Raw genomic sequence first — 24,120 nt, forward strand, 5'->3', positions numbered from 1 at the left:
TTGTCTACGTAGAACTACGTAGACGCCACGTACGTAGTAACGCGGATTTATTTGTGGACGCCATGCGCGGATATTGGGCCAGCTCCGCACAGCGGACACAATTATAAAAATTACCGCCGCAGTCACGAGCTGTCGGCAGGAGACCCTCTATGCCCCGTCTGGCTAAACACCTCGCCTGGTTTGCCGTGGCTGTCCTGGGAGCGATTGCGCTAAGTGTCGTGGCCTTGCGCCGCGGCGAAGCGATCAACGCCCTGTGGATCGTCGTCGCAGCCGTCGCCATCTACCTCGTTGCGTACCGCTACTACAGCCTGTTCATCGCCAACAAAGTGATGCAACTGGACCCCAATCGCGCCACTCCCGCCGTACTGAACAACGATGGCCTGGACTTCGTGCCGACCAACAAGCACGTACTCTTCGGTCACCACTTCGCGGCCATTGCCGGCGCGGGGCCGCTTGTCGGTCCGGTACTGGCGGCGCAGATGGGCTACCTGCCCGGCACGCTGTGGCTGATTGCTGGCGTGGTGCTGGCCGGTGCCGTGCAGGACTTCATGGTCCTGTTCATGTCCACCCGCCGCAACGGTCGTTCGCTGGGCGACATGGTCCGCGAAGAAATGGGCCGCATCCCCGGCACCATCGCGCTGTTCGGCTGCTTCCTGATCATGATCATCATCCTCGCGGTGCTGGCGCTGATCGTGGTCAAGGCCCTGGCCGAGAGCCCGTGGGGCATGTTCACGGTCATGGCGACCATCCCGATCGCGATGTTCATGGGCATCTACATGCGCTACATCCGTCCGGGCCGCATCGGTGAAATCTCGATCATCGGCGTGTTCCTGCTGTTGGGCTCGATCTGGCTGGGCGGGCAGATTGCCGCTGACCCGGTGTGGGCCAAGGCCTTTACCTTTACCGGTATCCAGATCACCTGGATGCTGATCGGCTACGGTTTCGTGGCTGCCGTCCTGCCGGTTTGGCTGATCCTGGCACCCCGTGATTACCTCTCCACCTTCCTGAAAATCGGTACCATCGTCGCCTTGGCCATCGGCATCCTGGTGACCATGCCCGAGCTGAGAATGCCGGCACTGACCCAGTTCGTCGACGGCACGGGCCCGGTGTGGAAGGGCGGTATGTTCCCGTTCCTGTTCATCACCATCGCCTGTGGCGCGGTATCGGGTTTCCACTCGCTGATCGCTTCCGGCACCACGCCGAAATTGCTGGCCAGCGAAGGTCATGCCCGTTACATCGGTTACGGCGGCATGCTGATGGAATCGTTCGTGGCGATCATGGCCATGGTCGCGGCCTCGGTGATCGATCCGGGCGTGTACTTCGCCATGAACAGCCCTGCGGCCATTGTGGGCTCTGATGCTGTTTCGGTTGCCCAGACGGTCAGCAGCTGGGGCTTTGCGATTACCCCGGAAGCGCTGCAAGCCGTGGCCAAGGACATCGGTGAAACCACCATCCTGGCCCGTGCCGGCGGTGCGCCGACCCTGGCCGTGGGTATCGCGCAGATCCTGCACCACGTCTTGCCGGGTGAAAACACCATGGCGTTCTGGTACCACTTCGCGATCCTGTTCGAAGCGTTGTTCATCCTGACCGCGGTGGACGCCGGTACCCGTGCCGGGCGTTTCATGCTGCAGGACCTGCTCGGCTCCTTCGTACCAGCGCTCAAGCGCACCGAATCCTGGACCGCCAACCTGATCGCCACCGCCGGTTGCGTGGCCATGTGGGGTTACCTGCTGTACCAGGGCGTGATCGATCCGCTGGGTGGCATCAACACCCTGTGGCCGCTGTTCGGCATCTCCAACCAGATGTTGGCCGGTATCGCGCTGATGCTCGGCACCGTGGTGCTGATCAAAATGAAGCGTCAACAGTATGTGTGGGTGACGCTGCTACCAGCGGTATGGCTGCTGATCTGCACCACCACCGCCGGCTTCATCAAGCTGTTCGACGCCAACCCGGCGATCGGCTTCCTGGCCTTGGCGAAAAAATACAGCGACGCCCTGGCCAACGGTCAGGTACTGGCGCCGGCCAAGAGCATCGACCAGATGCAGCACGTGATCTTCAACGCCTACACCAATGCCACGTTGACCGCGCTGTTCCTGTTCGTGGTGTTCAGCATCCTGTTCTTTGCGCTCAAGGTCGGTATCGCCGCCTGGGGCACCAAGGAACGTACGGACAAGGAAGCGCCGTTCCAAGCGCTGCCGATGCCTGATCATGTTCAATGACCTGAGTCGCCTCGGTAAATACCTCGGTCAGGCCGCGCGCCTGATGGTGGGCATGCCCGATTACGACAACTACGTCGAGCACATGCAAAGCAAGCACCCGGACAAACCGGTGATGGACTACGAGGCGTTCTTCCGCGAACGCCAGGAGGCCCGTTACGGTAGCAAGGCCGGACCGAAGTGTTGTTGATGCATCACGCCTGATCAACGCGCCGCTGGCTCCTACAGATCCCTGTGGGAGCCAGCCTGCTGGCGATGGGGACGACGCCATTCTGGATCAAACCCAGATCGCATCCCACAACGGATAGTCGCCAAGACGCTCCACCAACCCGGCCCGCAATGGGTTAGCCACAACATACCGGGCGACTTTTACCAGGTCCTCTTCACGGCGCAGCGCTCGATCATGAAAACCCCGCTGCCAAAGACTGACACCACGACCGGTAGACAAATTCACTGCCTTGGTAGTCAACGATTTAGTCCTTTGTACCAGTCCACCCAACGACCCCTGTCGCAACTCAATCAACCAATGAAAGTGATCAGGCATGACAACCCAGGCCAGCGAATTGGCGAAGCCTTGATCCTGAGCGCAGCGAAATTGATTGACCACCCCTCTACCCAAGGTGAAGTCTTGGAATATTGGCTCTCGGTCGCGTGTATTGATAGTCAGCAGGTAAATCCGGTTGGATTCGGCATAGCGGCCGATGCGCAAGCGATTTGAAGCGGGTAGATCAGGCATTCCTTTGCCCCTTGCATGATTAATTCATGAGGAAGGCTAGACCTGATGTTGCCCAAGGGCGGGACAGACATTTAGATGGATGTGTCTGGTAGTTCGTCATCGCCAGCAGGCTGGCTCCCACAATTGATCTCTGACACTCGGATGATGAAGTGAAGTGCGCCATCGGCCGCCTACGGTTTTTTTGCGACCCGGTGGGATAGCCGTTTGTCAGGCGTATCGGTATGCTCAGCGCACAGTCCGAATGCCAATGATAAACAACCACAGTGACGCCATGAGCTCATCAGAAACGCGTGCGAATATCCTAGCGCTGTATCCGGAAGACTCCCGCGAGGCGGCGGCCCTGCTCAAGCAAGCCGTGCCCCTGATGGTTCGCCATAACATCCCGCCCAATCCCGTGCACTATGCGCTCTGGTACACCTACAGCAAGGGCCAGGACCCGGAGCTCATTCGCCACCTGGACCGCGTGGTCAGAGACTTCGACGGTTGCCCGCCAGAGGCTGCGACCCGGCTGTTTCGCCAGTACATCATTCGTGACGAGCTGGAAGATGCCCGCGCCGAACAGCATCAGGTCATCAACCTGGTCGATGGAATGGAGCGCGACGTCTCGCGCAGTGTGGAAGGCAGTGTCAATTTCCAGAACCGCCTGGGGCAGTGCCTGGAAATGCTCGACGAACCGGCCACTGATCGCCTGCCGGGCATCTTGAGCGAGCTGCAGCAGAGCACCCGGTTGATGCAGAGCCAGCAGGAGCACTTCCTCGCGCAGCTGCACTCGGCGCAGGACGAAATCAAGACCCTGCGCGACAAACTGCAACGTGCGCAACTGGCCGCGACCCTCGATGGCTTGACCGAACTGCTCAACCGCACGGCGTTCACCCGCCTGCTGGAGCAGGCGCTGGGCAAGGCTTCCCGCGGGGTGGCCCTGGTGATCCTGGATATCGACCACTTCAAGCAATTCAATGACCAGTACGGTCACCCACTGGGCGACCGGGTCCTGCAGCATGTCGCCCAGGTGCTGCGCGGCGCGTTGCCAGACAATGCATTCGCCGCGCGTTACGGCGGCGAAGAGTTCTGCGTGGTCCTGCCCGATTGCGCCGACCTGGGCAGTGCCTGCGCCTTCGCCGAGCACCTGCGCCTGAAAGTCCAGTCCTTGCGCATCAAGGCGCGCGGCACCGACACGGTGCTGGACACCGTGACCGCGTCCTTCGGTGTCGCCCTCGCACAGCCGGGTGAAAACCTGGAAAGCCTGATGACCCGTGCCGATGACGGGCTGTACCAGGCCAAGCGTAATGGGCGTAACCAGGTGTTTGCCTTGCAAATAGGGGCGGCGACCACCTTATCCTGACCGGACCCTGAGTACCTTGGATTCGTTGTACGTCCTCAGGCCAAAATTACAATGTCCTAGTCCATTTCCTACAACTTTGTGGGATCGCGCCGGCTTGTGATAGTTGCCTTCCGTCTGTAATTTGCTAACTCGGCACAGGCAATGCGAAAGGGATTTTGATGCTCGACATTTTGCGTGGTACACCACTGTGGGTTTACGCAGTTTTTTTAATCGTGACGTATTACGGCGTCATGGCCTGCTTCAAGAATCATGAAACGAAAAAATCGTTATTACTGACACCGACGATATTCGTCGCTATTTCCATAGCCTCGCTGAAAATCTCCCAAGGATTCGTGGTTCCGCTTTCGGTTTATGCGCTGGGTTTGCTGGTTGGGTGGTTGCTGGCTTTGCGTTTTTACTCGTTCCACAACGTTAAGCATGAGGGTGAGAGGCTAGTGCTGGATGGCACGATCAGGTTGCTGATTGTTTATTGGTGCTTCTTCGCCTGGCGTTATTACAGCGGTTACCAGGAAGCGGTGCATCCGGAGTTGGCCAACGAAGTTTCGTTAGTGGCCTGGTCGTCACTGGGGTCTGGGCTTATCAATGGTTTGATCGTTGGACGGAGTCTCAGGTTATTGCGTTTTTTCAAGTCCGATAATGTTTCGCGCCTGGCATAAATCCAATATGAGAGCGGAGCTTGCTCCGGGCGGCGTCCCGACGAAGAGGGAATGTCAGTCGACATCAATTAACCTGACACTCCCTTCAATCGCTTATTGACCATCCACGCTACGCGGCACGCCAAACGGGTTGCTGTCGCGCAGTGCCTCAGGCAGCAGCGCATCGGGGAAGCCCTGGTAGCACACCGGCCGCAGGAAACGCTCGATAGAAGTCATGCCCACCGAGGTGAAACGGCTGTCCGACGAGGCCGGAAACGGTCCGCCGTGCACGCTGGCGAAAGACACCTCCTGGGGATGGGCGAAGGCGTTGACGACAATCCGCCCGGTGCGTCGCTCCAGGATCGGCAGCAAACGACGGGCCAGTCCCAGGTCCTCTTCTTCAAGGTGCATGGCGGCGCTGAGCTGACCGCGAAGCGCACGGGCGACCGCGAGCATTTGCGCCTCATCCTCGACTTTCACCAGCAGGGCCGCCGGGCCGAAGACTTCCTGGGCCAGGGCTGTTTCGTCGAGAAAGCGCTGGCCGTCCACCTCAAGCAAGGCAGCCTGGCCGTCAAGCGCTGCCGTGGCGGCCAAGCCTTCGGCTGCTGGCCTGGCACCGGCGCCGTGCAGCTTGTCGAGACCGCTCAAGTAAGACCCATGGATGCCCGGTGTCAGCATCGGACGTGCCGGTGCCGTTGCCACGCGGCTGATCATGGCGGTGCGCAAGGGTTCGAAGCCGGCCCCGGCGATGGCGATCAGGATTGCCGGTTTCAGGCAGGCTTGCCCGACGTTGACCAGCATGCGCTCAATGAAACCGTCGCCGATCTGCGCGCCACGCTCAGCCAGGGCCTGGGGCAGGATGAACGTGGGGTTGACGCTGGCCATCTCGGTGAACACCGGGATCGGCTCAGGGCGTTGCTGCGCCCGGCGATACAACGCCATGCCACCCTGTTCGGAGCCGGTGAAGGTCACCGCCTTGATCAACGGATGATCGACCAGGGCTTCGCCGATCGCGTTGCCGGCGCCGCGCACCATCGAGAACACGCCTTCGGGCAAGCGGCTGTCCTGCACCGCCTGGCGGATGGCCCGTGCCTGGATTTCCGAGGCCCCCGGGTGAGCGTTGTGGGCCTTGACGATCACCGTCGCGCCCGCCGCCAGTGCCGACGCGGTGTCGCCTCCGGCCACCGAGTAGCTGATGGGGAAATTGCTCGCACCAAACACTGCCACCGGGCCGACGGCGATACTTTGCAGGCGGTGATCCATGCGCGGGCGCGGCTGGCGTTCAGGCTGGGCCGGATCGATCGCCACCTGGAGGAAGCGTCCCCGGCGTACGACCTCGGCGAATTGCCGGAACTGGGTGGCCGCCCTGGCCGCTTCGCCCTGCAACTGTGCTTCGGGCAGTCCCGTTTCCAGTGCGGCCCGTGCGGCGAGCGGCTGGGCGACGGCATCAAGATTGTCGGCGATGCGCTCCAGCAATGCCGCACGCTCGGCGAGCGAGGTATGGCTGTAGTGGTCGAACGCGGCGTCGGCGAGCTTCGCCGCGATGTCCACTTCGGCGGCGCCACCGAAGGCGAAATCCGGCTCGATCAGCTGATGGGTGGCGGGGTTGAGCGCTTTCATTGTCCCGGCGCTGGCGGGGACTTCGTTGGCGCCAAGTAACAGGTTTCCAGTCAATTTCATGGGTGTGCTCATGACTTGAGGGTGGCGATGAGTTGCTCGGTCGTCACGATCGAATGGGCGAAGGTCGGGCCGTTCAGTTCATGGGCGGCGTGCATCATTTCGGGCTTGAACGCAGCGGTGGCGTCGCGCACCAGGGTGACGTGGTAGCCCAGTTCCTGGGCGTAACGGGCGGTGGCCTCGATGCAGGTGTTGGCCAGCAGGCCGACGATGATCACGTGGGTGATGCCTTTCTGCTTCAGGCGAAAATCCAGGTCGGTGTTGGCAAAGCCGCTCGATCCCCAATGCTCCTGGACGACGATGTCGCCTGGCTGGGGTGCGAAATCGGGGTGCCATTCACCGCCCCATTCGCCGCGCGCGAAGTGGTGCATGTGCTGGATCTTGCATTGGGTGGGGCTGGGGTGATCCCAGTTCTCGTAGTCGCCTTGCTCCCAGCGCCGGTGCGGTACGATGAACACCGGCAGGTCGAGGTCGCGGACCGTACGGTCGAGGGTGCGCAGGTTGTCGAGCAGGCCGACCTGCTGTGCGATCGGCTCGATCAGTGGGAAGATCTTGCCGCCTTCGGACAGAAAGTCATTGTAGGGATCGACCAGCAGGTAGGCGGTTCGAGCCAGAGGGTAGGGGGTGTTCGACATGATCGATGCTCCAGGAAAATGGGCCGGGCGCTGCCATGGCCTTGCCTTGGCAGTGTGTAGATATGATAATCATAGTTACTTGGAAAGAGACAAGCCCCTATGGCGATAAAAAAGACTAGCCCTGAAACCTTGTGTCCGATTGCCCGGGCCGAAGACGTCGTCGGCGATCGCTGGACCGTGCTGGTGTTGCGCGAGTTGTTCATGCGCAATCATCGTTACGATGAGATCCAGGCGCAGACGGGCGGTACCCCACAGATGGTCGCGGCACGCCTGAAAAGCCTGGAGGTTGACGGGATGGTCGAGCGCCGCGCCTACAGCGAGCGGCCACCACGCTACGAGTACCACCTCACGGCCAAGGGGCAGGCGTTCTATTCCGTGGTCCTGGCCTTGCGTGCCTGGGGTGAAACCTGGTGCAAGTCGCCGCAGGAGGGCCTGGCCGTGCGCTATACCCACCAGCGGTGCGGGCAGCCTGCCGGGCTGGGGCCGCTGTGCGAGCATTGCGGCGAACTGTTGCGCCGGAATGAACTGGCCGCCGAGCCGAGCGCGGCCTATGCCCTGGAGCGCCAGGAACGGCGCGAGGCCTTCAAGCGCGGGCCGGTCGCCAAATCCACGCCGTGAAGGCGGCGTTTTTACTATTCGTTGCACTGATAGTGATCATCATCCATCACAAGTTCTGTTGTGGCCGGCAAACAAGGAACATGGCGTGCATTGAAAACGCTTATCCGGGACCCTGTGATGAAGATGTTGACTCGACTGGCGCTGTTCGCGCCCTTGCTGCTGTCGGGGTGTGCCTCCGCCCCCAATGACCCGACGCTGACGCTACAGACGAAAAAGGCACCGGCGGACTACGCCCACTGTGTCTTGCCGAAACTGCAGGAAGACGCGCTGAGCGCAACGATCTCGCAAACCCAGCGCAGCTATCGAATCGTTGTTTCGAGCAAAGTCGCCGCCGACGATGTGCTCGAGGCCTACAAGGCCTCGAACGGCGGCAAGGTGTTCCTGTACGAACGCACGTTGCTGGCCTCGACGTTCGGGCCATCGAGCCTTGAACGTGCGGCCCAGGCGTGCCTTTAAACAACCCCCCGCATCTGGCCTCTTCCCCCCGCATCGGTGCGCTGCAATCGCGCGCCGAGGCTGTCTGGCATCGGCTTTTCCCCGTTTATTCTTCCCAGCTGATCGAACGTTCAATTGTGTTGCGTCGGGCCCGTTCGTCTCGATATAGTGGCTAAATAATATCAATTTTAAACAAGCCGCCAGCAGAGCCGTGGCACGCTGTGCTGGCAGACGTATCGCTCATTCGAGAATGCTCATGCCTAATCGCTCCCTGCACTTCAAGCTATTCTGGACCGCGTTGATCGGCACCGTCGTCGTCATGGCGCTGCTCCTGGGTTCCATCGCCTATATCGCCTATGGCTCCTCCGTCAAGGAAACCGCCGCCCTGGTCGATACCATCGTCAAGGCCAACGCCAAGGAAGTTGAAGTCGAACTCGGTGCCGGTTTTACCGTGGCCGAGTCGCTGGCCAGCGTCGCCACGGCGATGCAGCAGCAACAGGTCGATCGCAAAACCGCCGATGCCCTGACCCGGCAACTGTTCGAAGCCAACCCCAGGTTGGCGGGGCTTGGCCAGTATTGGGAAGCCAATGCTTTCGATGGCAAGGACAGTGAGTTTGCCAACCAGCCGCACCACGACGCCACGGGCCGTTACCTGACCTACTGGAACCGTGCCGGTGGCACGATCAAAGCCGAGGCGTTGAGCGGCTACATTCCGGAAAATGCCGACAACCAGTATTACTACCGACCGCTGCACACGCGTCAGCCCTGGGCTTCCGAACCCTTTGCCTACAGCAGCGGCAGCGGTCAATCGGTGATGATGGTGTCGATCATGGTGCCGCTGTTGCAGGGCGGCAGGGCGTTGGGTGTGGCCGGGGTGGATATTCCACTGGAAAGCATCAACCGCCAGCTCTCGACCATCGATGCCTTCAAGGGTTATGGCGCCCTGGTTTCCAGCGACGGCCTGTATGCCAGCCATCCCGACGCCAAGCGCCTGAGCCAGCCGGCCGACGAATTGCCGAGTGCCGCCAGGGACGCGATCAAGGCAGGCCGCTCCTACAGTTTCCAGCGCGATGGCTGGGGTTATGTGCTGCAACCGGTGCGCATCGGCAAGGCGCCGAACAATTGGGCGTTGATGGTTGCCTATCCGCTGGCCGAAGCCATGGCCGGCATCAATCACTTCCTCTACACCGCGGTGGTCATCGGTCTGGTGGCGTTGCTGGTGCTGGCCATTGTGCTGTGGCATCTATTGGCGTGGCAGATTCGGCCGTTATCGGGCCTGACGGTCGGCATCCAGGCCTGGGGCGGCGAGCTGGGCTTGCGTTTCCAGCAGCGCAGCGGCGATGAAACCGGCAAGCTGGCGGGGGCGTTCAACCAGTTCATCCAGCGCCTGGGGGACCTGGTGGGATCGATCCGCCAGAGCAGCACCACCTTGATGCAGATCTCCAATCACCTGGGCGACACGACCCAGGCCGTTGCCGAACGGGCAACCTCGCAACACACCGCCACCGAGGAGATGGCCAGCGGCGTCACGGCGTTGGCGCACTCGGTGACCGAGATGTCCCAGCAAGCCGAAGACGTGGAGCAACTGGCGCGTAACACCGAAGTACTGACCACCAACATTTCCGGGGAGATGAGCCAGACCCTGGCCGGCATTACCCACATCGACCAGACCATGGACGTGGTGGCCGGCGCGGTGGGCGACCTGGAAAAACGCTCGCAACAGATTGCCGGGATCATCGCAGTGATTCGCAGCATCGCCGACCAGACCAACCTGTTGGCCCTGAACGCGGCGATTGAAGCGGCGCGGGCCGGGGAGCAGGGGCGCGGGTTCGCCGTGGTGGCGGACGAGGTGCGGCAACTGGCTGAACGTACCAGTCGCTCGACCGGTGAAATCGGCGAGATGATCGGCGCCATCGGTTCGGACGTGCGCAACACCGTGGCCAATGTGCAACAGGTTGGCGAAGCGGTGCGCCAGGGCGTGGTGCAACTGACCACCTCGGCCCAGGGCGTCGACCAGATCCGCCAGCATGCCCAGGACATTCTCACGCGCATCAGCGAAGTGGCGCGCCAGACCCAAAGCCAGGCGGCGACGGGCGAGCAGCTGTCGGTGGCGATCCAGGGCGTCAGCCGGATCTCCGAGCAGAACGACCACGCGATCCGCAGCCTGCTCGAACAGTCGGTGCAATTGCGCGATCAGGCCGGGTCGCTGAGCCAGCAATTGACGCAGTTCAGGGACTGAAGCAGGGGGCCGGAGCCTGAGCCGATAATGGCTCGGGTCACTCCTCTTCAGTGAATACAAAAACAAGCCACAAAGCAGACCCACTGTGGGAGCGAGCCTGCTCGCGAAGAGGGCGGCACATTCAGTATGGATGTTGACTGACCCACCGCCATCGCGAGCAGGCTCGCTCCCACAGTTTTATCTTCAGTGAGCACGAAATATGTGGCCGGCACATTCAGCATGACCGTCGGGGCGCCGTGCTGCTGCGCAGCGTCAGCTCGAACGGCAACACCACATGCCGCTGCGGCAGCGGTTTCTTTTCGATCAGCGCAATCAACATCTCGACGGCTTTCTGGCCGAAGACTTCGGCGGGTTGCGCGATGGTCGTCAGCGGCGGGTCGCAGTACGCTGCGAAGGGAATGTCGTCAAAACCCACCAGGGAAATGTCCTCGGGCACCCGCAAACCCTGTTCTTTGATGCGTTTCAACGCGCCAATGGCCATTTCATCGTTTTCGCAGAACAGTGCAGTGGCACGGTCGGGCAGGGCCAGCATGGCGGCTGCGCCGTCGTCACCGGCCTTCAGACTGAAATCACCGTGACATATCAGCGCCGGGTCGCAATCAATCCCGGCCGCAAGCAAGGCATCCTGATAACCGGCCACGCGATCACGGGTCAGCGGGCTGCTTTTCGGGCCTTTGATCAAGCCGATGCGGCGATGGCCCAGTTCGATCAGGTGTTCGGTCATGGCCTTGGCGGCCGCGCGATTGTCCAGGCTGATGGTTGGATGACGGCCGCCTTGAATCACCTCGCACGCGTTGACGATGGGCGGCAACTCGACATTGGGGAAAGGCGCTTCGAAGGGGTCGTAGGCGCGCAATTGAATCACGCCGTCGGCCTGATGGTTGTACACCAGTTCGGCGAATTCCCGTTCGATCTCCTCGCGGCCCTGGGTGTCGCACAGCAGCAGGCGATAGTTGGCCGCCTGGGCCGCCTGTTGCGCGCCGCTGATCACCCGAGCGAAGAACGTGTTGGCGATGGCCGGCACCAGAATCACCAGGTTGCCGGTGCGCCGGGAGCGAAACTGCACCGCCATCAGGTTCGGCCTGTAGCCGGCCTGTTCCACGGCTGCGTTGACCTTGTCCCGCGTCTCGGGCAGCACTCGCTCAGGCGATTTCAGGGTTCTGGACACCGTTGCCACAGAGACGCCGGCCAGCCTGGCTACTTCACGGATATTGGACAAAATCACCTCGTTATCGAACCGCGCGGCCGGCGAGCTTAACGCAGTTGGCCATGGGCCGGAATGTTCATCGATTTTAATTCCGGGTTTGACAGGCCTCAAAACTGAGCCTAAATTTCCGCCACGATGTAACCGGTTACATCATGACCGGGATTCAAGTCTGAAAAGCCCGCTTCAAACAGAGAAAGTAGCGATGAACACTGCAGTGCCAAAAACAAGAATGGGATTTGTCGGGGGCGGCGAGGGTGCATTCATCGCTCAAGCCCACCGTCAGGCCGCCGGGCTCGATGGCCGGTTTGAACTGGTGTGCGGCGCTTTCAGCCGTGACGCCCAGAACAATCGGAACACCGGCGCGGCACTGGGTTTACCGGCCTCGCGCTGCTACAGCGACTGGCAGCAGATGATCGAGGCCGAGCGTGCGTTACCTGCCGAGGAGCGCATGGAATTGCTCGTTATCGTCACGCCTAACCACTTGCATGCCCCGGTTGCCAGCCAGGCGCTGAGCGCGGGCTTTCATGTGTTCAGTGAAAAACCGGCGGCATTGAACCTGGCCGAATTGCTCGCGCTCAAGGACGTGGTCGAGCGCAGCAACCGCCTGTACGGCCTGGCCCACACCTACCTGGGTTATCCGATGGTCTGGCAGGCGCGCGACATGGTGCGCAACGGCGTGATCGGTGCGGTGCGCAAGGTCATTGTCGAGTACCCCCAAGGCTGGCTCAGCCAGGATGTGGCCGGGCAGGGCAACAGGCAGGCGCAATGGCGGGACCGACCTGAGCAGTCCGGTTTGGGCGGCTGCATTGGAGACATCGGCACCCATGCCTTTTCCCTGGCCGAGTTTGTCGCCGATCAACCGATCCAGCAGCTGTGCGCGATGTTGGGTGTGCACATCGCGGGCCGTCAGCTGGACGATGACGCCTCGATGCTGTTCAAGATGGCTGGCGGCGCCAGCGGCGTGCTGATCGCCAGCCAGGTCTGTGCAGGCGAGGAAAACCCGCTGAAGATCCGCGTCTATGGCGACAAGGGGGGGCTGGAATGGCGGCAGGAAGAACCCGCGAGCCTGATCCACCGCGCCCTCGATCAACCCATGCGCGTCTTGCGTTCCGGCGTCGGCCAGCCCTGGCTGTGCCAGGCCGCCAGCCAGCGCATGCGCTTGCCGGCCGGGCATCCCGAAGGCTACCTCGAGGCCATGGCCAATCTCTACGGCGATCTTGCCTGCGCCATCCGCGGTGAGGTTGCGGGGCACGATGCTCCCGGGGTACCCGGGATCGACATCGGCCTGCGCGGCATGGCGTTCATCGAAACCGTGATCGCCAACCACCGTGGCGATGCCAAGTGGACCGAACTGGTCTGCACCCCATGACTCTGGAGACTGCCGTGACTGACACTGCCCCAATCGGCATGCGTGGCCCGGGGATTTTCCTCGCGCAATTCATGTCCACCGAAGCGCCCTTCGATACCTTGGCCAACATCGCCCGGTGGGCGGCATCCCAGGGTTACAAGGCCATTCAATTGCCGACGCTGGGCACACAATTCATTGACCTTGCGCGCGCCGCCGAAGACCAGGGCTACTGCGACGAATTGCAGGCGGTGTGCGCCCAGGCAGGCGTCGAAATCAGCGAGCTATCGACGCACCTGCAAGGCCAGCTGGTAGCGGTGCATCCGACGTTCGACGCGCTGTTCGATGACTTCGCACCGGCACATTTGCGCGGCCAGCCCCAGGCGCGTACCGATTGGGCCATCGAGCAATTGAAGCTGGCGGCACGTGCCAGCCAGCGCCTGGGCCTGAAAGCCCACGCGACCTTTTCCGGCGCGCTGCTCTGGCCCTACATCTACCCATGGCCGCAGCGGCCGAGTGGCCTGGTCGAGCAAGGTTTTGCCGAATTGGCCAAGCGCTGGTTGCCGATCCTGGACTGTTTCGAAGAGGCCGGCGTCGACCTTTGCTACGAGATTCACCCCGGCGAAGACCTGCACGACGGCGCCTCATTCGAGCGCTTCCTGGAGGCGGTCGATCACCATCCCCGCGCGACGATCCTCTATGACCCGAGCCACCTGCTGCTGCAGCAAATGGATTACCTGGGCTTCATCGATCGCTACCACGAGCGCATCCGCATGTTCCACGTCAAGGACGCCGAATTCCGGCCGGATGCCCGTTCCGGTGTCTACGGCGGTTACCAGGGCTGGGTCGAGCGGCCGGGGCGTTTCCGCTCACTGGGCGATGGCCAGATCGACTTCAAGTCGATCTTCAGCAAGCTGACCCAATACGATTTTGCCGGGTGGGCCGTGCTGGAGTGGGAATGTTGCCTGAAGGACTCCGCGCAAGGCGCCGCAGAAGGGGCGGCGTTCATCGAGCGACACATGATCAGCAAGACCCGCAAGGCCTTCGACGATTTCGCCAGTGTGTCCTCCGACGCGGCGTTCAATCGACGACTGTTGGGGCTGCCTGACGCCTGAACATTTTTCTCTCGCACAAAAACAACAATAAGACGGTGACAGTCATGACCACGATGAATGCGCGGCTAAGCGCAATGATGTTCCTGCAGTTCTTTATCTGGGGTGGCTGGTTCGTCACCCTCGGGACCTTTCTCGCCAGTAACCTGGGCGCCACTGGCGGGCAGATCGGCATGGCGTTCTCGACCCAGTCATGGGGGGCGATCATTGCGCCGTTCGTGATCGGTTTGATCGCCGACCGCTTCTTCAACGCCGAGCGCATTCTTGCAGTGTTGCACCTGGTGGGCGCGGTGTTGCTGTATCAACTGTATCGAGCGCCGGATTTCAGCACCTTTTATCCGTTCGTGCTGGCCTACATGATGATCTACATGCCGACCCTGGCCCTGGTCAATTCCGTCGCATTCCGCCAGATGAGCGACCCGGCGCTGGAGTTTTCGCGCATTCGCGTGTGGGGCACCGTCGGCTGGATCGTCGCCGGCGTGGTGATCAGCTTCGTGTTTGCCTGGGACTCACAGGCGGCGATATCGTCAGGCGGGTTGCGCAACACCTTCCTGATGTCGGCGACTGCGTCACTGCTGCTGGGCCTCTACAGCTTCACCCTGCCGCGCACCGCACCGCTCAAAGGCGAATCGGGCGGCGGTCTCAAGCAGATGCTCGGGCTCGACGCCCTGGGTTTGCTCAAGGATCGCAGTTATCTGGTGTTCTTCATCGCCTCCATCCTGATTTGCATTCCGCTGGCGTTCTACTACCAGAACGCCAACCCGTTCCTGGCGGAAATCGGCGTGACCAACCCTACGGCGAAAATGGCCATCGGGCAGGTTTCCGAAGTCCTGTTCATGCTGCTTCTGCCGCTGTTCATCCAGCGCTTCGGGATCAAGATTGCGCTGCTGGTGGGGATGCTGGCGTGGGCCTTGCGCTACCTGTTGTTCGCCTACGGCAACAACGGCGACCTGGCTTTCATGCTGTTCACCGGTATCGCCTTGCACGGCATCTGCTATGACTTCTTCTTCGTCAGCGGCCAGATCTACACCGACGCCAAGGCTTCGCAACGCTTCAGGAGTTCCGCCCAGGGCTTGATTACCCTAGCGACCTACGGCCTGGGCATGCTGATCGGTTTCTGGGTGGCGGGGCAGGTGACCGACCACTACGCCGCGACGGCGGGTAGCCATGACTGGAAAAACATCTGGCTGTTCCCGGCCGGGTTTGCCCTGGCGATCTTTTTCTGTTTTTCCCTGGCGTTCAAGGGACGACAGGCGGTGGCGGTGCAAACCACGGTCTGAACCTTGCCTGCGATGGTGGTCCGGACAACGCGTCCAGTCAGGCAGCACGCGTTATCGTTAACGACCATCGCGAGCAGGCCCGCTCCTACAAGGGGGGCTGCCAGGTATTGATCACCGACGTCAGGAACTGCTGGGACAACGCCGGTTTATCCAGCGCCCGGGCGATCAGCATGGCGCCGGCGATCGATGCAATGACCTGCAACGCCTGCTGATGTTTTTCCTCCTGGCTTTCGCCTTCCACCAGTGGCATCAGTATTTCGATCAAGCGCTCGATGCCCTGGGTGAAGGACTGGCTGACCGTGCCGCCAGTGCGCGCGACATCGGTCGCCAGCGCGGGGATCGGGCAGCCTTCGGTCCAGTTGTCCAGGTGTTGTTGGGTCAGGTAACCCTTGACCAGCTCAGGAATCGATTTGGCGGTTTGCCAGGTTTGTATGTTGGTTTCGAACGTCCTGCTGACGGCCTCGCAGGCCAGCTGTTCCTTGCCGCCCGGAAACTGCCCGTAAAACCCGCCGTGGGTCAGCCCGACCGAGCGGGACAGTTCGCCGATGCCGATGCCGTCGAGACCTTTCTCGCGGTACAGCCGCGAGGCGGCCGCAAGGATCGCTTCTTTGTTGGCCGCAGCCTTGTCTTTCGTCACTTTCATGAGGGGCTCCTGTGGCCAGTGCGCAAAGCCCGTGGCAGATCGTCGCCGCGAGGGTAGTAATTATGATAGTCATCATATATTGTTTGCGCAAATGGCTGGGCAGGGTAATTCCCTTTTTTTTGCCCTTATATATGACAGCCATCATCAATAGTGATACCCAAGTTCATTGCGTTCGATTCGTCGCGGCCCCGCGCTAAGCCGAGACTGCGCAAAAAACCATAACCGTCAGGCGGACCCCCCATGGAACAGTCACTCAAACCTCTGCGTTATCCACTTGCCGCCCTGGCACTGACGATGCTTGCCGCTTGCGATCGTGCGCCGGTCGCCGCCAATGCCCCGGGGGCGCCGCGCGTCACTGTCGCCAAGGTCATCGAGCAGCCCATCACCGAATGGGATGAAGTGACCGCACGGCTGGAGGCACCGGAAACCGTCGAGGTCCGTCCACGGGTATCAGGGCAGATCGAACGGGTGGCCTTTACCGACGGTGCGCTGGTGAAGAAGGGGGATCTGTTGTTCCAGATCGATCCGCGGCCGTTCGAACATGAAGTGCATCGCCTCGAAGCGCAGTTGCAACAGGCCCGCGCCACCCTGGTTCGTACCGGCAATGAAGCGCAGCGCGGTCAGCGTCTGCTCGGCAGCAACGCGATTTCCGCGGAATTGGCCGACACCCGCAACACCACCGCCCAGGAAGCCAGGGCCGGTGTCGACGCAGTGCAGGCGCAGCTGGATCTCGCCCGGCTGAACCTGAGTTTCACCCGCGTCACCGCGCCGATCAGCGGCCGTGTCAGCCGCGCGGAAATCACCGCCGGCAACCTCGTCACCGCCGAAACCAGCGCAATGACCCGCGTGGTGTCCACCGACAGGGTGTACGCCTACTTCGACGCCGACGAACGCCTGTTCCTCAAGTACGCTCAGCTCTCCCGCCAGGGCCAGCGCGGCCAGGCCACGCCGGTGTACATGGGGCTGTCGGACGAGGAGGGCAACAGTCACCTGGGGCAGATGGATTTCGTCGATAACCAGGTCAATCCCAAGACGGGCACCATCCGCGGTCGCGCGGTGTTCGACAACGCCGCCGGCCAATACACCCCGGGTTTGTACGCGCGGCTGAAACTGGTGGGTAGCGCCGCCTATGCCGGCCTGCTGATCAAGGACGAGGCGGTGGGTACCGACCTGGGCAAGAAGTTCGTGCTGGTGATCGATCAGGACAACAAGGCCGTGTACCGCAATGTCGACCTGGGGCCCAAGCTTGAAGGCCTGCGCATCGTGCGCAGCGGCTTGCACAAAGACGATCGCATCGTCATCAACGGCCTGCAGCGGGTCCGTCCCGGCGCCGTGGTCGCCCCGCAGGACGCACCCATGGCCGACCCGGAAACGGTCGCGACCCTGACCCGCCAACGCCAGGCCATCGAGGCGGGTAATCAGCCTGCAAGCCCATCCTCCACCTCCGTCAAATCACCGGCCCTGGTGAAGACGGATGCGGCGCCCAGCCCTCGCGGATAAGGAAGCACTGACATGAAATTCTCCCAGTTCTTCATCATTCGGCCGATCTTCGCCGCCGTGCTGTCGCTGTTGATCCTGATTGCCGGCGCCATCTCGCTGTTCCAGCTGCCGATCAGCGAATACCCCGAAGTGGTACCGCCGACCGTGGTGGTTCACGCCAACTACCCGGGGGCCAACCCCAAGGTCATCGGCGAAACCGTGGCGGCCCCGTTGGAGCAGGCGATCACCGGCGTCGAGAACATGCTGTACATGTCCTCGCAATCCACGGCGGACGGGCGCTTGACCCTCACCGTGACTTTCGCCTTGGGTACCGACCTGGATAACGCCCAGGTCCAGGTGCAGAACCGCGTGACCCGCACCGAGCCGAAATTGCCCGAAGAAGTGACGCGCATCGGCATCACCGTGGACAAGGCCTCACCGGAATTGACCCTGCTGGTGCACCTGGTGTCGCCGGACAAACGCTACGACATGCTGTACCTGTCCAACTACGCGATCCTCAACGTCAAGGACGAGCTGTCGCGTCTGAACGGCATCGGTGATGTGAAGATGTTTGGTATCGGCGACTACTCGCTGCGCATCTGGCTCGATCCGGATAAAACCGCCTCGCGCAATTTCACCGCCACCGATGTGGTCAACGCAGTGCGCGAACAGAACCGTCAGGTCGCCGCCGGGCAACTGGGTTCGCCACCTGCACCGAATGCCACCAGCTTCCAGATGTCGATCAACTCCCAGGGGCGGCTGGTCACTGAAGAAGAGTTCGAGAACGTGATCATCCGCAGTGGCCCGGATGGCGAAATCACTCGCTTGAAGGACATCGCCCGCATCGAGCTGGGTTCCAACCAATACGCCTTGCGCGCCTTGCTCAACAACCAGGAAGCGGTGGCCATGCCGATCTTCCAGCGCCCCGGTTCCAACGCGATCGACGTCTCCGACCAGGTGCGGGCGAAGATGGCCGAACTGAAGAAGAGTTTTCCTGAGGGCATGGACTACGAGATCGTCTACGACCCGACCATTTTCGTGCGCAGCTCGATTGAAGCGGTGGTGCACACGCTGTTCGAAGCACTGATCCTGGTGGTGCTGGTGGTGATCCTGTTCCTGCAAACCTGGCGCGCCTCGATCATTCCGCTGGTGGCGGTGCCGGTGTCGCTGATCGGTACGTTTGCGGTGATGCACCTGCTCGGGTTTTCACTCAATGCGCTATCGCTGTTCGGCCTGGTGTTGGCCATCGGCATCGTGGTCGATGATGCGATCGTGGTGGTGGAGAACGTCGAACGGAACATTGAATCCGGGCTGGAACCGGTTGAAGCCACCAAGAAAGCCATGGGCGAAGTGACAGGGCCCATCATCGCCACCGCGCTGGTGTTGTGCGCGGTGTTCGTGCCGGCCGCTTTCATCTCCGGCCTGACAGGCCAGTTCTATAAACAGTTCGCCCTGACCATCGCCATCTCGACGGTGATCTCGGCGTTCAACTCCCTGACCCTGTCGCCAGCGCTGGCCGCTGTGCTGCTCAAGGCTCACGGCGCACCGAAAGACCGCTTCTCCAAAGTGCTGGATCGATTGCTGGGCGGTTGGCTGTTCAAACCCTTCAACCGCTTTTTCGACAAGGCCAGCCATGGCTACGTGATTGCCGTGGCCAAGATCATTCGTGGCAGCAGCGTGGCCTTGCTGGTCTACGCCGGCCTGATCGCCATGACCTACATGGGCTTCAGCACCACGCCGACCGGTTTCGTGCCGACCCAGGACAAGAAGTACCTGGTGACCTTCGCGCAACTGCCGGATGCCGCGAGCCTGGATCGCACCGAATCGGTGATCCGGCGCATGAGCACCATCGCCATGAACGAGCCGGGCTTCGACAGCGCCGTGGCGTTCCCGGGCCTGTCGATCAACGGCTTCACCAACAGCCCCAACGCCGGCATCGCCTTCATCGGCCTGAGCCCGTTCGACGAGCGCAAGGACCCAAGCCTGTCGGCCAAGGCGATTTCCGCCTCGCTCAACGGCAAGTTCGGTGAGATCCAGGACGCCTACATCGCCGTGTTCCCGCCACCCCCGGTGCAAGGCCTGGGCACCATCGGCGGCTTCCGCCTGCAGATCGAAGACCGCGGCAACCTGGGGTACGACGAGCTGTACAAAGAAACCATGAACATCATCGCCAAGAGCCACAGCGTTCCGCAGCTGGCTAACCTGTTCACCAGCTATACGGTCAACGTGCCGCAAGTCGAAGCCGCCATCGATCGGGAAAAGGCCAAGACCCACGGCGTGAAGATCAACGACATCTTCGACACCTTGCAGGTGTACCTGGGCTCACTGTACGCCAACGACTTCAACCGTTTTGGTCGCACCTACCAGGTCAACGTGCAGGCCGAGCAACAGTTCCGCCAGGAGCCGGAGCAGATCGGCCAGTTGAAGGTGCGCAATGATCGCGGCGAGATGATCCCGCTGGCGACCTTCGTCAAGGTCAGCCCGACCTCGGGCCCTGACCGGGTCTCGCACTACAACGGTTTCCTCACCGCGGAAATCAACGGCAGCGCAGCCCCCGGCTACAGCTCCGGCCAGGCCCAGGCCGCGATTGAAAAACTGCTCAGGGAGGAACTGCCCAATGGCATGACCTACGAGTGGACCGACCTGACCTACCAACAGATCCTGTCCGGCAACACCGCGTTGCTGGTGTTCCCGCTCTGTGTGCTGCTGGCGTTCCTGGTGCTGGCGGCGTTGTACGAAAGCTGGAGCCTGCCGTTGGCGGTGATCCTGATCGTGCCGATGACCCTGTTGTCGGCGATCGCCGGGGTGATCATCTCCAGGGGTGACAACAACATCTTCACCCAGATCGGCCTGATCGTGCTGGTGGGCCTGGCGTGCAAGAACGCGATCCTGATCGTCGAGTTCGCCAAGGACAAACAGGAGCAGGGCCTGTCGCCGCTGGACGCCGTGCTCGACGCTTGCCGCATGCGTCTGCGGCCGATCCTGATGACCTCGTTCGCGTTCATCATGGGCGTGGTGCCGCTGGTGACGTCCAGCGGTGCCGGTTCGGAAATGCGCCGGGCCATGGGGGTGGCGGTGTTCTCCGGGATGCTCGGGGTGACCTTCTTCGGCCTGCTGCTGACACCGGTGTTCTTTGTGCTGATTCGCCGTTACATCGAACGCAAGCATGTGCGCAAGCAAGCCCATGCGCTGAACCTGGAGGTGCAACCATGAAAGCCTTGAAGTTCTTTTTACCCAGCCTCCTGGTCACGGCACTGGCGGCGTGCACGGTCGGGCCGGACTACAAGACCCCGGATACGCCGCCGGCTAACAGCGTGCATGCCCGGGCGGCCAACTACGATCAGTCGCGTTTTGAACGCCAGTGGTGGCAGCAGTTCGACGATCCCACGCTGAACCAGCTGGTGGGCAAGTCGCTGGAAGGCAACCGCGACCTGCGCGTGGCGTTCGCGCGCTGGAAAGCGGCCCGGGCGATCCGTGACGACATCAGCAACGACAACCTGCCGGTGGTCACCAGTCGCATCAGCAGCGTGCAAGGCAAATCACAAGTACCGGGCCTGACTGAAAGCCGGGTCAATACTGAGCGCTACGACCTGGGCCTGGACATGGCCTGGGAAATCGATTTGTTCGGGCGCATTCAGCGTGCGCTGGAGTCGAGTGATGCCCGGGAAGACGCGGCTGCGGCAGACCTGTATCAACTGCGGGTAACGATGATCGCTGAACTGGTCGACGCCTACGGGCAATTGCGTGGCGCGCAATTGCGGGAAAAAATCGCCCTGGCCAACCTGAAGAACCAGAACGATTCGCGCAGCGTCACCGTCAGCCTGCGCGATGCCGGCGTCGGCAACGAACTCGATGTAGTGCGTGCCGACGCGCGTCTGGCGGCGGTGGAGGCGAGTGTGCCGCAACTGCAGGCGGAACAGGTCCGGCAGAAAAATCGCATCGCCACTTTGCTCGGTGAACGCCCGGACCAGCTGAGCGTGTCATTGAACCCGGCAAACCTGCCAGCCATCGCCAAGGCGCTGCCGATCGGCGATCCCGGCGAGTTGTTGCAGCGTCGTCCCGATGTGCTGGCGGCCGAGCGCAGGCTGGCTTCGGCGACCGCGGATGTCGGCGTGGCGACTGCCGACCTGTTTCCTCGGGTCAGCCTCAGCGGTTTCCTTGGCTTCACCGCCGGGCGCGGTTCGCAAATCGGTTCCAGCGCCGCCCGCGCCTGGAGCCTGGGTCCGAGCATCACCTGGGCCGCCTTTGACCTGGGCAGCGTGCGTGCCCGCATCCGCGGCGCCAACGCCGACGCCGAAGGCGCCCTGGCCACCTACGAACAGCAAGTGTTGCTGGCGCTGGAAGAATCGGAGAACGCCTTCAGCGACTATGGCAAACGCCAACAGCGGCTGCTGTCGTTGATCAAGCAGAGCGAGTCGAGCCGCGCGGCAGCCAGCCTGGCGGCAATCCAGTACAAGGAAGGCTCTGTCGATTACCTGGTGTTGCTCGATGCCGAGCGCGAACGCTTGAATGCAGAGGATGCACAGGCACAGGGTGAGGTCGACCAGTACCGGGGGATCGTCGCCATCTACAAGGCGCTGGGAGGCGGGTGGGACAGTGGCGGCGGCAAGGTAGCCTCGATCAACTGATGCCAATACCGGCCCCGCCAACCACCCAAGGGTGATTGGCGGGCGCAGCTCAGGGAAGGGGCTGGGTTTTCATTTCTTCGATTTTCGCGTCCACCGCCGTGCGGATCTGATCGATGCTGAAACTCGCGGGTTTCTGGCTGGGGGGGTATTCGACGAAGGTTTGCAGGAAGCGGGCGGCCTTGCCCACACCCTGGGCCAGCAGGTAGGAGTTCTTCACTGTCCAGTCGTAATACTGGTTCGAGACGCTGTCTGCCCGCTCATACGGATCCATGCGCAGATTGAACAGCTTGGGTACGCGCAGCGGAACGAACGGGCTGCTCCAGACCGCGAAACCGCCGGGCTCGCGTTGTTCGGCGAAGACCACTTTCCAGTTGCCGAAACGCATCGACACCAGCACGCCGTCGTCGTTGAAGTAATAGAACTCCTTGCGCTCACCTTTAGGCTGCTGGCCGGTCAGGTAGGGCAATTGGTTGTAGCCGTCCAGGTGCACCTTGAAGCTGGCGCCCGACGTGGGCGCCCAGCCCTTGAGCAGTTTGTTTTTTACGTCCGTTTCACCCGCCGCCGCGAGCAGGGTCGGGAACCAGTCCATGCCCGAGAACATTTCGTTGGACACCTCGCCGGGCTTGATCTTGCCCGGCCAACGGACGATCGCCGGTACGCGGTAAGCGCCTTCCCAGTTGGAGTTCTTTTCGTTGCGGAACGGCGTGGTCGCCGCGTCCGGCCAGGAGAACTGGTTCGGGCCGTTGTCGGTGGTGTAGACGACGATGGTGTTGTCGGTGATTTTCAGGTCATCGAGGGTTTTCAGCAGTTTGCCGACGTCGCCGTCATGTTCGAGCATGCCGTCTGCATAATCGTTGCCGGGCATGCCGCTCTGGCCCTTCATCGACTCGCGCACGTGGGTGAACAGGTGCATGCGGGTGGTGTTCATCCAGACGAAGAATGGTTTGTCCGCCTTGGCCTGTTTTTCCATGAACACCTGCGCCGCCGCCGTGGTTTCGTCGTCGATGGTTTCCATGCGCCTGGCGGTCAGCGCGCCGGTGTCTTCGATCTTGCCATCGGCGTAGCTGTGGATCACGCCACGGGGCGTGCGGGATTTGACGAACTCCGGGTCTTCCTTGGGCCAGTAGGGGCGCTCTGGCTCCTCTTCGGCGTTGAGGTGGTAAAGGTTGCCGAAGAACTCGTCGAAACCGTGGTTGGTCGGCAGGTATTCGTCGCGGTCGCCCAAGTGGTTCTTGCCGAACTGGCCGGTGGCGTAACCCTGGGACTTGAGCGCCTGGGCGAGGGTGATGTCACGCTTTTGAATGCCGATCGGCGCCCCCGGCACGCCGACCTTGGTCAGGCCGGTGCGCAGTGGTGACTGGCCGGTGATGAACGACGAGCGTCCGGCGGTGCAGCTGTTCTCGGCGTAATAGTCGGTGAACAGCATGCCTTCGTGGGCAATGCGGTCGATGTTGGGTGTCTTGTAGCCGACCACACCCATGGAGTAGGCGCTGATGTTGGTCTGGCCGATGTCGTCGCCGAAGATCACCAGGATGTTGGGTTTTTCGGCGGCCCCGGCGGTTGCCGATAGCGCCATGTACGTAGCCGCCGTCAGGACGAGTTTCGGCAGCCACTTTGTTATGCGAGTCATTTGACTGGCTCCTTGTTGACGGGTGTCGCGAAGAGCGACCAGGGGGCATGTTCAAACCTCGTCAATAAGACTGCGCCACCCATATCAGGTGGCTGTGACCGGTAGAGATCGTCTTGATCCTTAAGGTGGGTGAAAACCCTATGTCTTGTCGGAACGCCGCATCGCAGCGATGGCGGCCTGACAGCCGACCTGGATTTTGTTGACTGAGTACATATCCATTCCTGCGGTAACGGCCGCCTATGGTTTCGCTCTTATGTATGGAC

19 protein-coding genes are annotated in these 24,120 nt (G+C 61.7%); 13 read left to right on the plus strand and 6 right to left on the minus strand.

What is annotated here, in order from left to right; translation table 11 throughout:
* Positions 1–149 precede the first annotated feature (149 nt).
* A complete protein-coding gene (locus PMI35_RS08725; RefSeq protein WP_008062959.1) occupies positions 150–2,219 on the plus strand; it encodes a carbon starvation CstA family protein in 2,070 nt (689 codons plus the stop codon).
* Positions 2,209–2,406, plus strand: a complete 198-nt coding sequence (locus tag PMI35_RS08720) for a YbdD/YjiX family protein (protein WP_008051268.1) — start codon at positions 2,209–2,211, stop codon at positions 2,404–2,406. Before PMI35_RS08725 ends, PMI35_RS08720 begins: the two co-directional genes overlap by 11 nt.
* Before the next feature lie 87 nt (positions 2,407–2,493).
* Here the strand turns inward: PMI35_RS08720 and PMI35_RS08715 are convergent, their stop codons facing one another.
* Positions 2,494–2,952: an REP-associated tyrosine transposase gene (locus PMI35_RS08715; RefSeq protein WP_008062960.1), complete on the minus strand. Its 459-nt coding sequence runs from the start codon at positions 2,950–2,952 to the stop codon at positions 2,494–2,496.
* Positions 2,953–3,223: 271 nt separating this feature from the next.
* Here PMI35_RS08715 and PMI35_RS08710 point away from each other — a divergent pair, with 271 nt between their 5' ends.
* Together PMI35_RS08710 and PMI35_RS08705 are read left to right on the plus strand one after the other, a co-directional pair.
* Entirely contained in the window at positions 3,224–4,294 is a 1,071-nt protein-coding gene (locus PMI35_RS08710) for a GGDEF domain-containing protein (RefSeq protein ID WP_032831870.1), read from the plus strand.
* Between the two features lie 158 nt (positions 4,295–4,452).
* Positions 4,453–4,950, plus strand: coding sequence for a hypothetical protein (locus PMI35_RS08705; RefSeq protein WP_008062963.1), 498 nt, complete (start codon positions 4,453–4,455; stop codon positions 4,948–4,950).
* A 93-nt stretch (positions 4,951–5,043) separates the two neighbouring features.
* On the opposite strand, the gene PMI35_RS08700 is transcribed toward PMI35_RS08705, so the two are convergent.
* Together PMI35_RS08700 and PMI35_RS08695 are read right to left on the minus strand one after the other, a co-directional pair.
* Positions 5,044–6,609: an aldehyde dehydrogenase (NADP(+)) gene (locus PMI35_RS08700; RefSeq protein WP_008062964.1), complete on the minus strand. Its 1,566-nt coding sequence runs from the start codon at positions 6,607–6,609 to the stop codon at positions 5,044–5,046.
* Between the two features lie 8 nt (positions 6,610–6,617).
* A complete protein-coding gene (locus PMI35_RS08695; RefSeq protein WP_008062966.1) occupies positions 6,618–7,241 on the minus strand; it encodes an isochorismatase family cysteine hydrolase in 624 nt (207 codons plus the stop codon).
* Between the two features lie 99 nt (positions 7,242–7,340).
* Between PMI35_RS08695 and PMI35_RS08690 the strand changes: the two genes are divergently transcribed.
* The 3 genes from PMI35_RS08690 to PMI35_RS08680 all read left to right on the plus strand — a co-directional run bounded on the left by PMI35_RS08690 (position 7,341) and on the right by PMI35_RS08680 (position 10,533).
* Entirely contained in the window at positions 7,341–7,859 is a 519-nt protein-coding gene (locus PMI35_RS08690) for a winged helix-turn-helix transcriptional regulator (RefSeq protein ID WP_008062969.1), read from the plus strand.
* A 117-nt stretch (positions 7,860–7,976) separates the two neighbouring features.
* Entirely contained in the window at positions 7,977–8,315 is a 339-nt protein-coding gene (locus PMI35_RS08685; RefSeq protein WP_008062971.1) for a hypothetical protein, read from the plus strand.
* 235 nt (positions 8,316–8,550) lie between these two features.
* Complete coding sequence (locus PMI35_RS08680) at positions 8,551–10,533, plus strand: methyl-accepting chemotaxis protein (protein WP_008062974.1); 1,983 nt, start codon at positions 8,551–8,553, stop codon at positions 10,531–10,533.
* 214 nt (positions 10,534–10,747) lie between these two features.
* On the opposite strand, the gene PMI35_RS08675 is transcribed toward PMI35_RS08680, so the two are convergent.
* The gene (locus PMI35_RS08675; protein WP_008062976.1) at positions 10,748–11,752 is read right to left on the minus strand and encodes a LacI family DNA-binding transcriptional regulator; all 1,005 of its coding nucleotides are present in this window, start codon (positions 11,750–11,752) and stop codon (positions 10,748–10,750) included.
* 190 nt (positions 11,753–11,942) lie between these two features.
* Between PMI35_RS08675 and PMI35_RS08670 the strand changes: the two genes are divergently transcribed.
* The 3 genes from PMI35_RS08670 to PMI35_RS08660 are packed head-to-tail and all read left to right on the plus strand — an operon-like array spanning position 11,943 to position 15,477.
* Complete coding sequence (locus PMI35_RS08670; RefSeq protein ID WP_008062978.1) at positions 11,943–13,109, plus strand: Gfo/Idh/MocA family protein; 1,167 nt, start codon at positions 11,943–11,945, stop codon at positions 13,107–13,109.
* Between the two features lie 38 nt (positions 13,110–13,147).
* A complete protein-coding gene (locus PMI35_RS08665) occupies positions 13,148–14,200 on the plus strand; it encodes a sugar phosphate isomerase/epimerase family protein (RefSeq protein WP_050562642.1) in 1,053 nt (350 codons plus the stop codon).
* A 44-nt stretch (positions 14,201–14,244) separates the two neighbouring features.
* Positions 14,245–15,477, plus strand: a complete 1,233-nt coding sequence (locus PMI35_RS08660; RefSeq protein ID WP_008062982.1) for a nucleoside permease — start codon at positions 14,245–14,247, stop codon at positions 15,475–15,477.
* 85 nt (positions 15,478–15,562) lie between these two features.
* On the opposite strand, the gene PMI35_RS08655 is transcribed toward PMI35_RS08660, so the two are convergent.
* Positions 15,563–16,120, minus strand: coding sequence for a TetR/AcrR family transcriptional regulator (locus PMI35_RS08655; RefSeq protein WP_008062983.1), 558 nt, complete (start codon positions 16,118–16,120; stop codon positions 15,563–15,565).
* 240 nt (positions 16,121–16,360) lie between these two features.
* On the opposite strand from PMI35_RS08655, the gene mexE reads away from it, so the two are divergent.
* From mexE to PMI35_RS08640, 3 genes are read left to right on the plus strand one after another with little or no spacing between them, the layout of a single operon-like run.
* Positions 16,361–17,620, plus strand: a complete 1,260-nt coding sequence (gene mexE / locus PMI35_RS08650; RefSeq protein WP_008062985.1) for a multidrug efflux RND transporter periplasmic adaptor subunit MexE — start codon at positions 16,361–16,363, stop codon at positions 17,618–17,620.
* Between the two features lie 12 nt (positions 17,621–17,632).
* Positions 17,633–20,812, plus strand: a complete 3,180-nt coding sequence (locus PMI35_RS08645) for an efflux RND transporter permease subunit (protein WP_008062988.1) — start codon at positions 17,633–17,635, stop codon at positions 20,810–20,812.
* Positions 20,809–22,227 carry an efflux transporter outer membrane subunit gene (locus PMI35_RS08640; RefSeq protein WP_008062989.1) on the plus strand — a complete coding sequence of 473 codons (1,419 nt, stop codon included), beginning with the start codon at positions 20,809–20,811 and terminating at the stop codon, positions 22,225–22,227. The genes PMI35_RS08645 and PMI35_RS08640 overlap by 4 nt, the downstream gene beginning before the upstream one ends.
* Before the next feature lie 49 nt (positions 22,228–22,276).
* Here PMI35_RS08640 and PMI35_RS08635 read toward each other — a convergent pair whose 3' ends face one another.
* Positions 22,277–23,857, minus strand: a complete 1,581-nt coding sequence (locus PMI35_RS08635) for an arylsulfatase (RefSeq protein WP_008062991.1) — start codon at positions 23,855–23,857, stop codon at positions 22,277–22,279.
* Positions 23,858–24,120: the final 263 nt, after the last annotated feature.

The sequence above is a fragment of the Pseudomonas sp. GM78 genome (genome assembly GCF_000282475.1).
Classification (GTDB): Bacteria; Pseudomonadota; Gammaproteobacteria; order Pseudomonadales; family Pseudomonadaceae; genus Aquipseudomonas.

Coding starts and splice junctions, on each gene's coding strand:
- PMI35_RS08725 (WP_008062959.1), top strand. CDS start 150: ATGCCCCGTCTGGCTAAACACCTCGCCTGGTTTGCCGTGGCTGTCCTG.
- PMI35_RS08720 (WP_008051268.1), top strand. CDS start 2,209: ATGTTCAATGACCTGAGTCGCCTCGGTAAATACCTCGGTCAGGCCGCG.
- PMI35_RS08715 (WP_008062960.1), bottom strand. CDS start 2,952: ATGCCTGATCTACCCGCTTCAAATCGCTTGCGCATCGGCCGCTATGCC.
- PMI35_RS08710 (WP_032831870.1), top strand. CDS start 3,224: ATGAGCTCATCAGAAACGCGTGCGAATATCCTAGCGCTGTATCCGGAA.
- PMI35_RS08705 (WP_008062963.1), top strand. CDS start 4,453: ATGCTCGACATTTTGCGTGGTACACCACTGTGGGTTTACGCAGTTTTT.
- PMI35_RS08700 (WP_008062964.1), bottom strand. CDS start 6,609: ATGAAATTGACTGGAAACCTGTTACTTGGCGCCAACGAAGTCCCCGCC.
- PMI35_RS08695 (WP_008062966.1), bottom strand. CDS start 7,241: ATGTCGAACACCCCCTACCCTCTGGCTCGAACCGCCTACCTGCTGGTC.
- PMI35_RS08690 (WP_008062969.1), top strand. CDS start 7,341: ATGGCGATAAAAAAGACTAGCCCTGAAACCTTGTGTCCGATTGCCCGG.
- PMI35_RS08685 (WP_008062971.1), top strand. CDS start 7,977: ATGAAGATGTTGACTCGACTGGCGCTGTTCGCGCCCTTGCTGCTGTCG.
- PMI35_RS08680 (WP_008062974.1), top strand. CDS start 8,551: ATGCCTAATCGCTCCCTGCACTTCAAGCTATTCTGGACCGCGTTGATC.
- PMI35_RS08670 (WP_008062978.1), top strand. CDS start 11,943: ATGAACACTGCAGTGCCAAAAACAAGAATGGGATTTGTCGGGGGCGGC.
- PMI35_RS08665 (WP_050562642.1), top strand. CDS start 13,148: ATGCGTGGCCCGGGGATTTTCCTCGCGCAATTCATGTCCACCGAAGCG.
- PMI35_RS08660 (WP_008062982.1), top strand. CDS start 14,245: ATGACCACGATGAATGCGCGGCTAAGCGCAATGATGTTCCTGCAGTTC.
- PMI35_RS08655 (WP_008062983.1), bottom strand. CDS start 16,120: ATGAAAGTGACGAAAGACAAGGCTGCGGCCAACAAAGAAGCGATCCTT.
- mexE (WP_008062985.1), top strand. CDS start 16,361: ATGGAACAGTCACTCAAACCTCTGCGTTATCCACTTGCCGCCCTGGCA.
- PMI35_RS08645 (WP_008062988.1), top strand. CDS start 17,633: ATGAAATTCTCCCAGTTCTTCATCATTCGGCCGATCTTCGCCGCCGTG.
- PMI35_RS08640 (WP_008062989.1), top strand. CDS start 20,809: ATGAAAGCCTTGAAGTTCTTTTTACCCAGCCTCCTGGTCACGGCACTG.
- PMI35_RS08635 (WP_008062991.1), bottom strand. CDS start 23,857: ATGACTCGCATAACAAAGTGGCTGCCGAAACTCGTCCTGACGGCGGCT.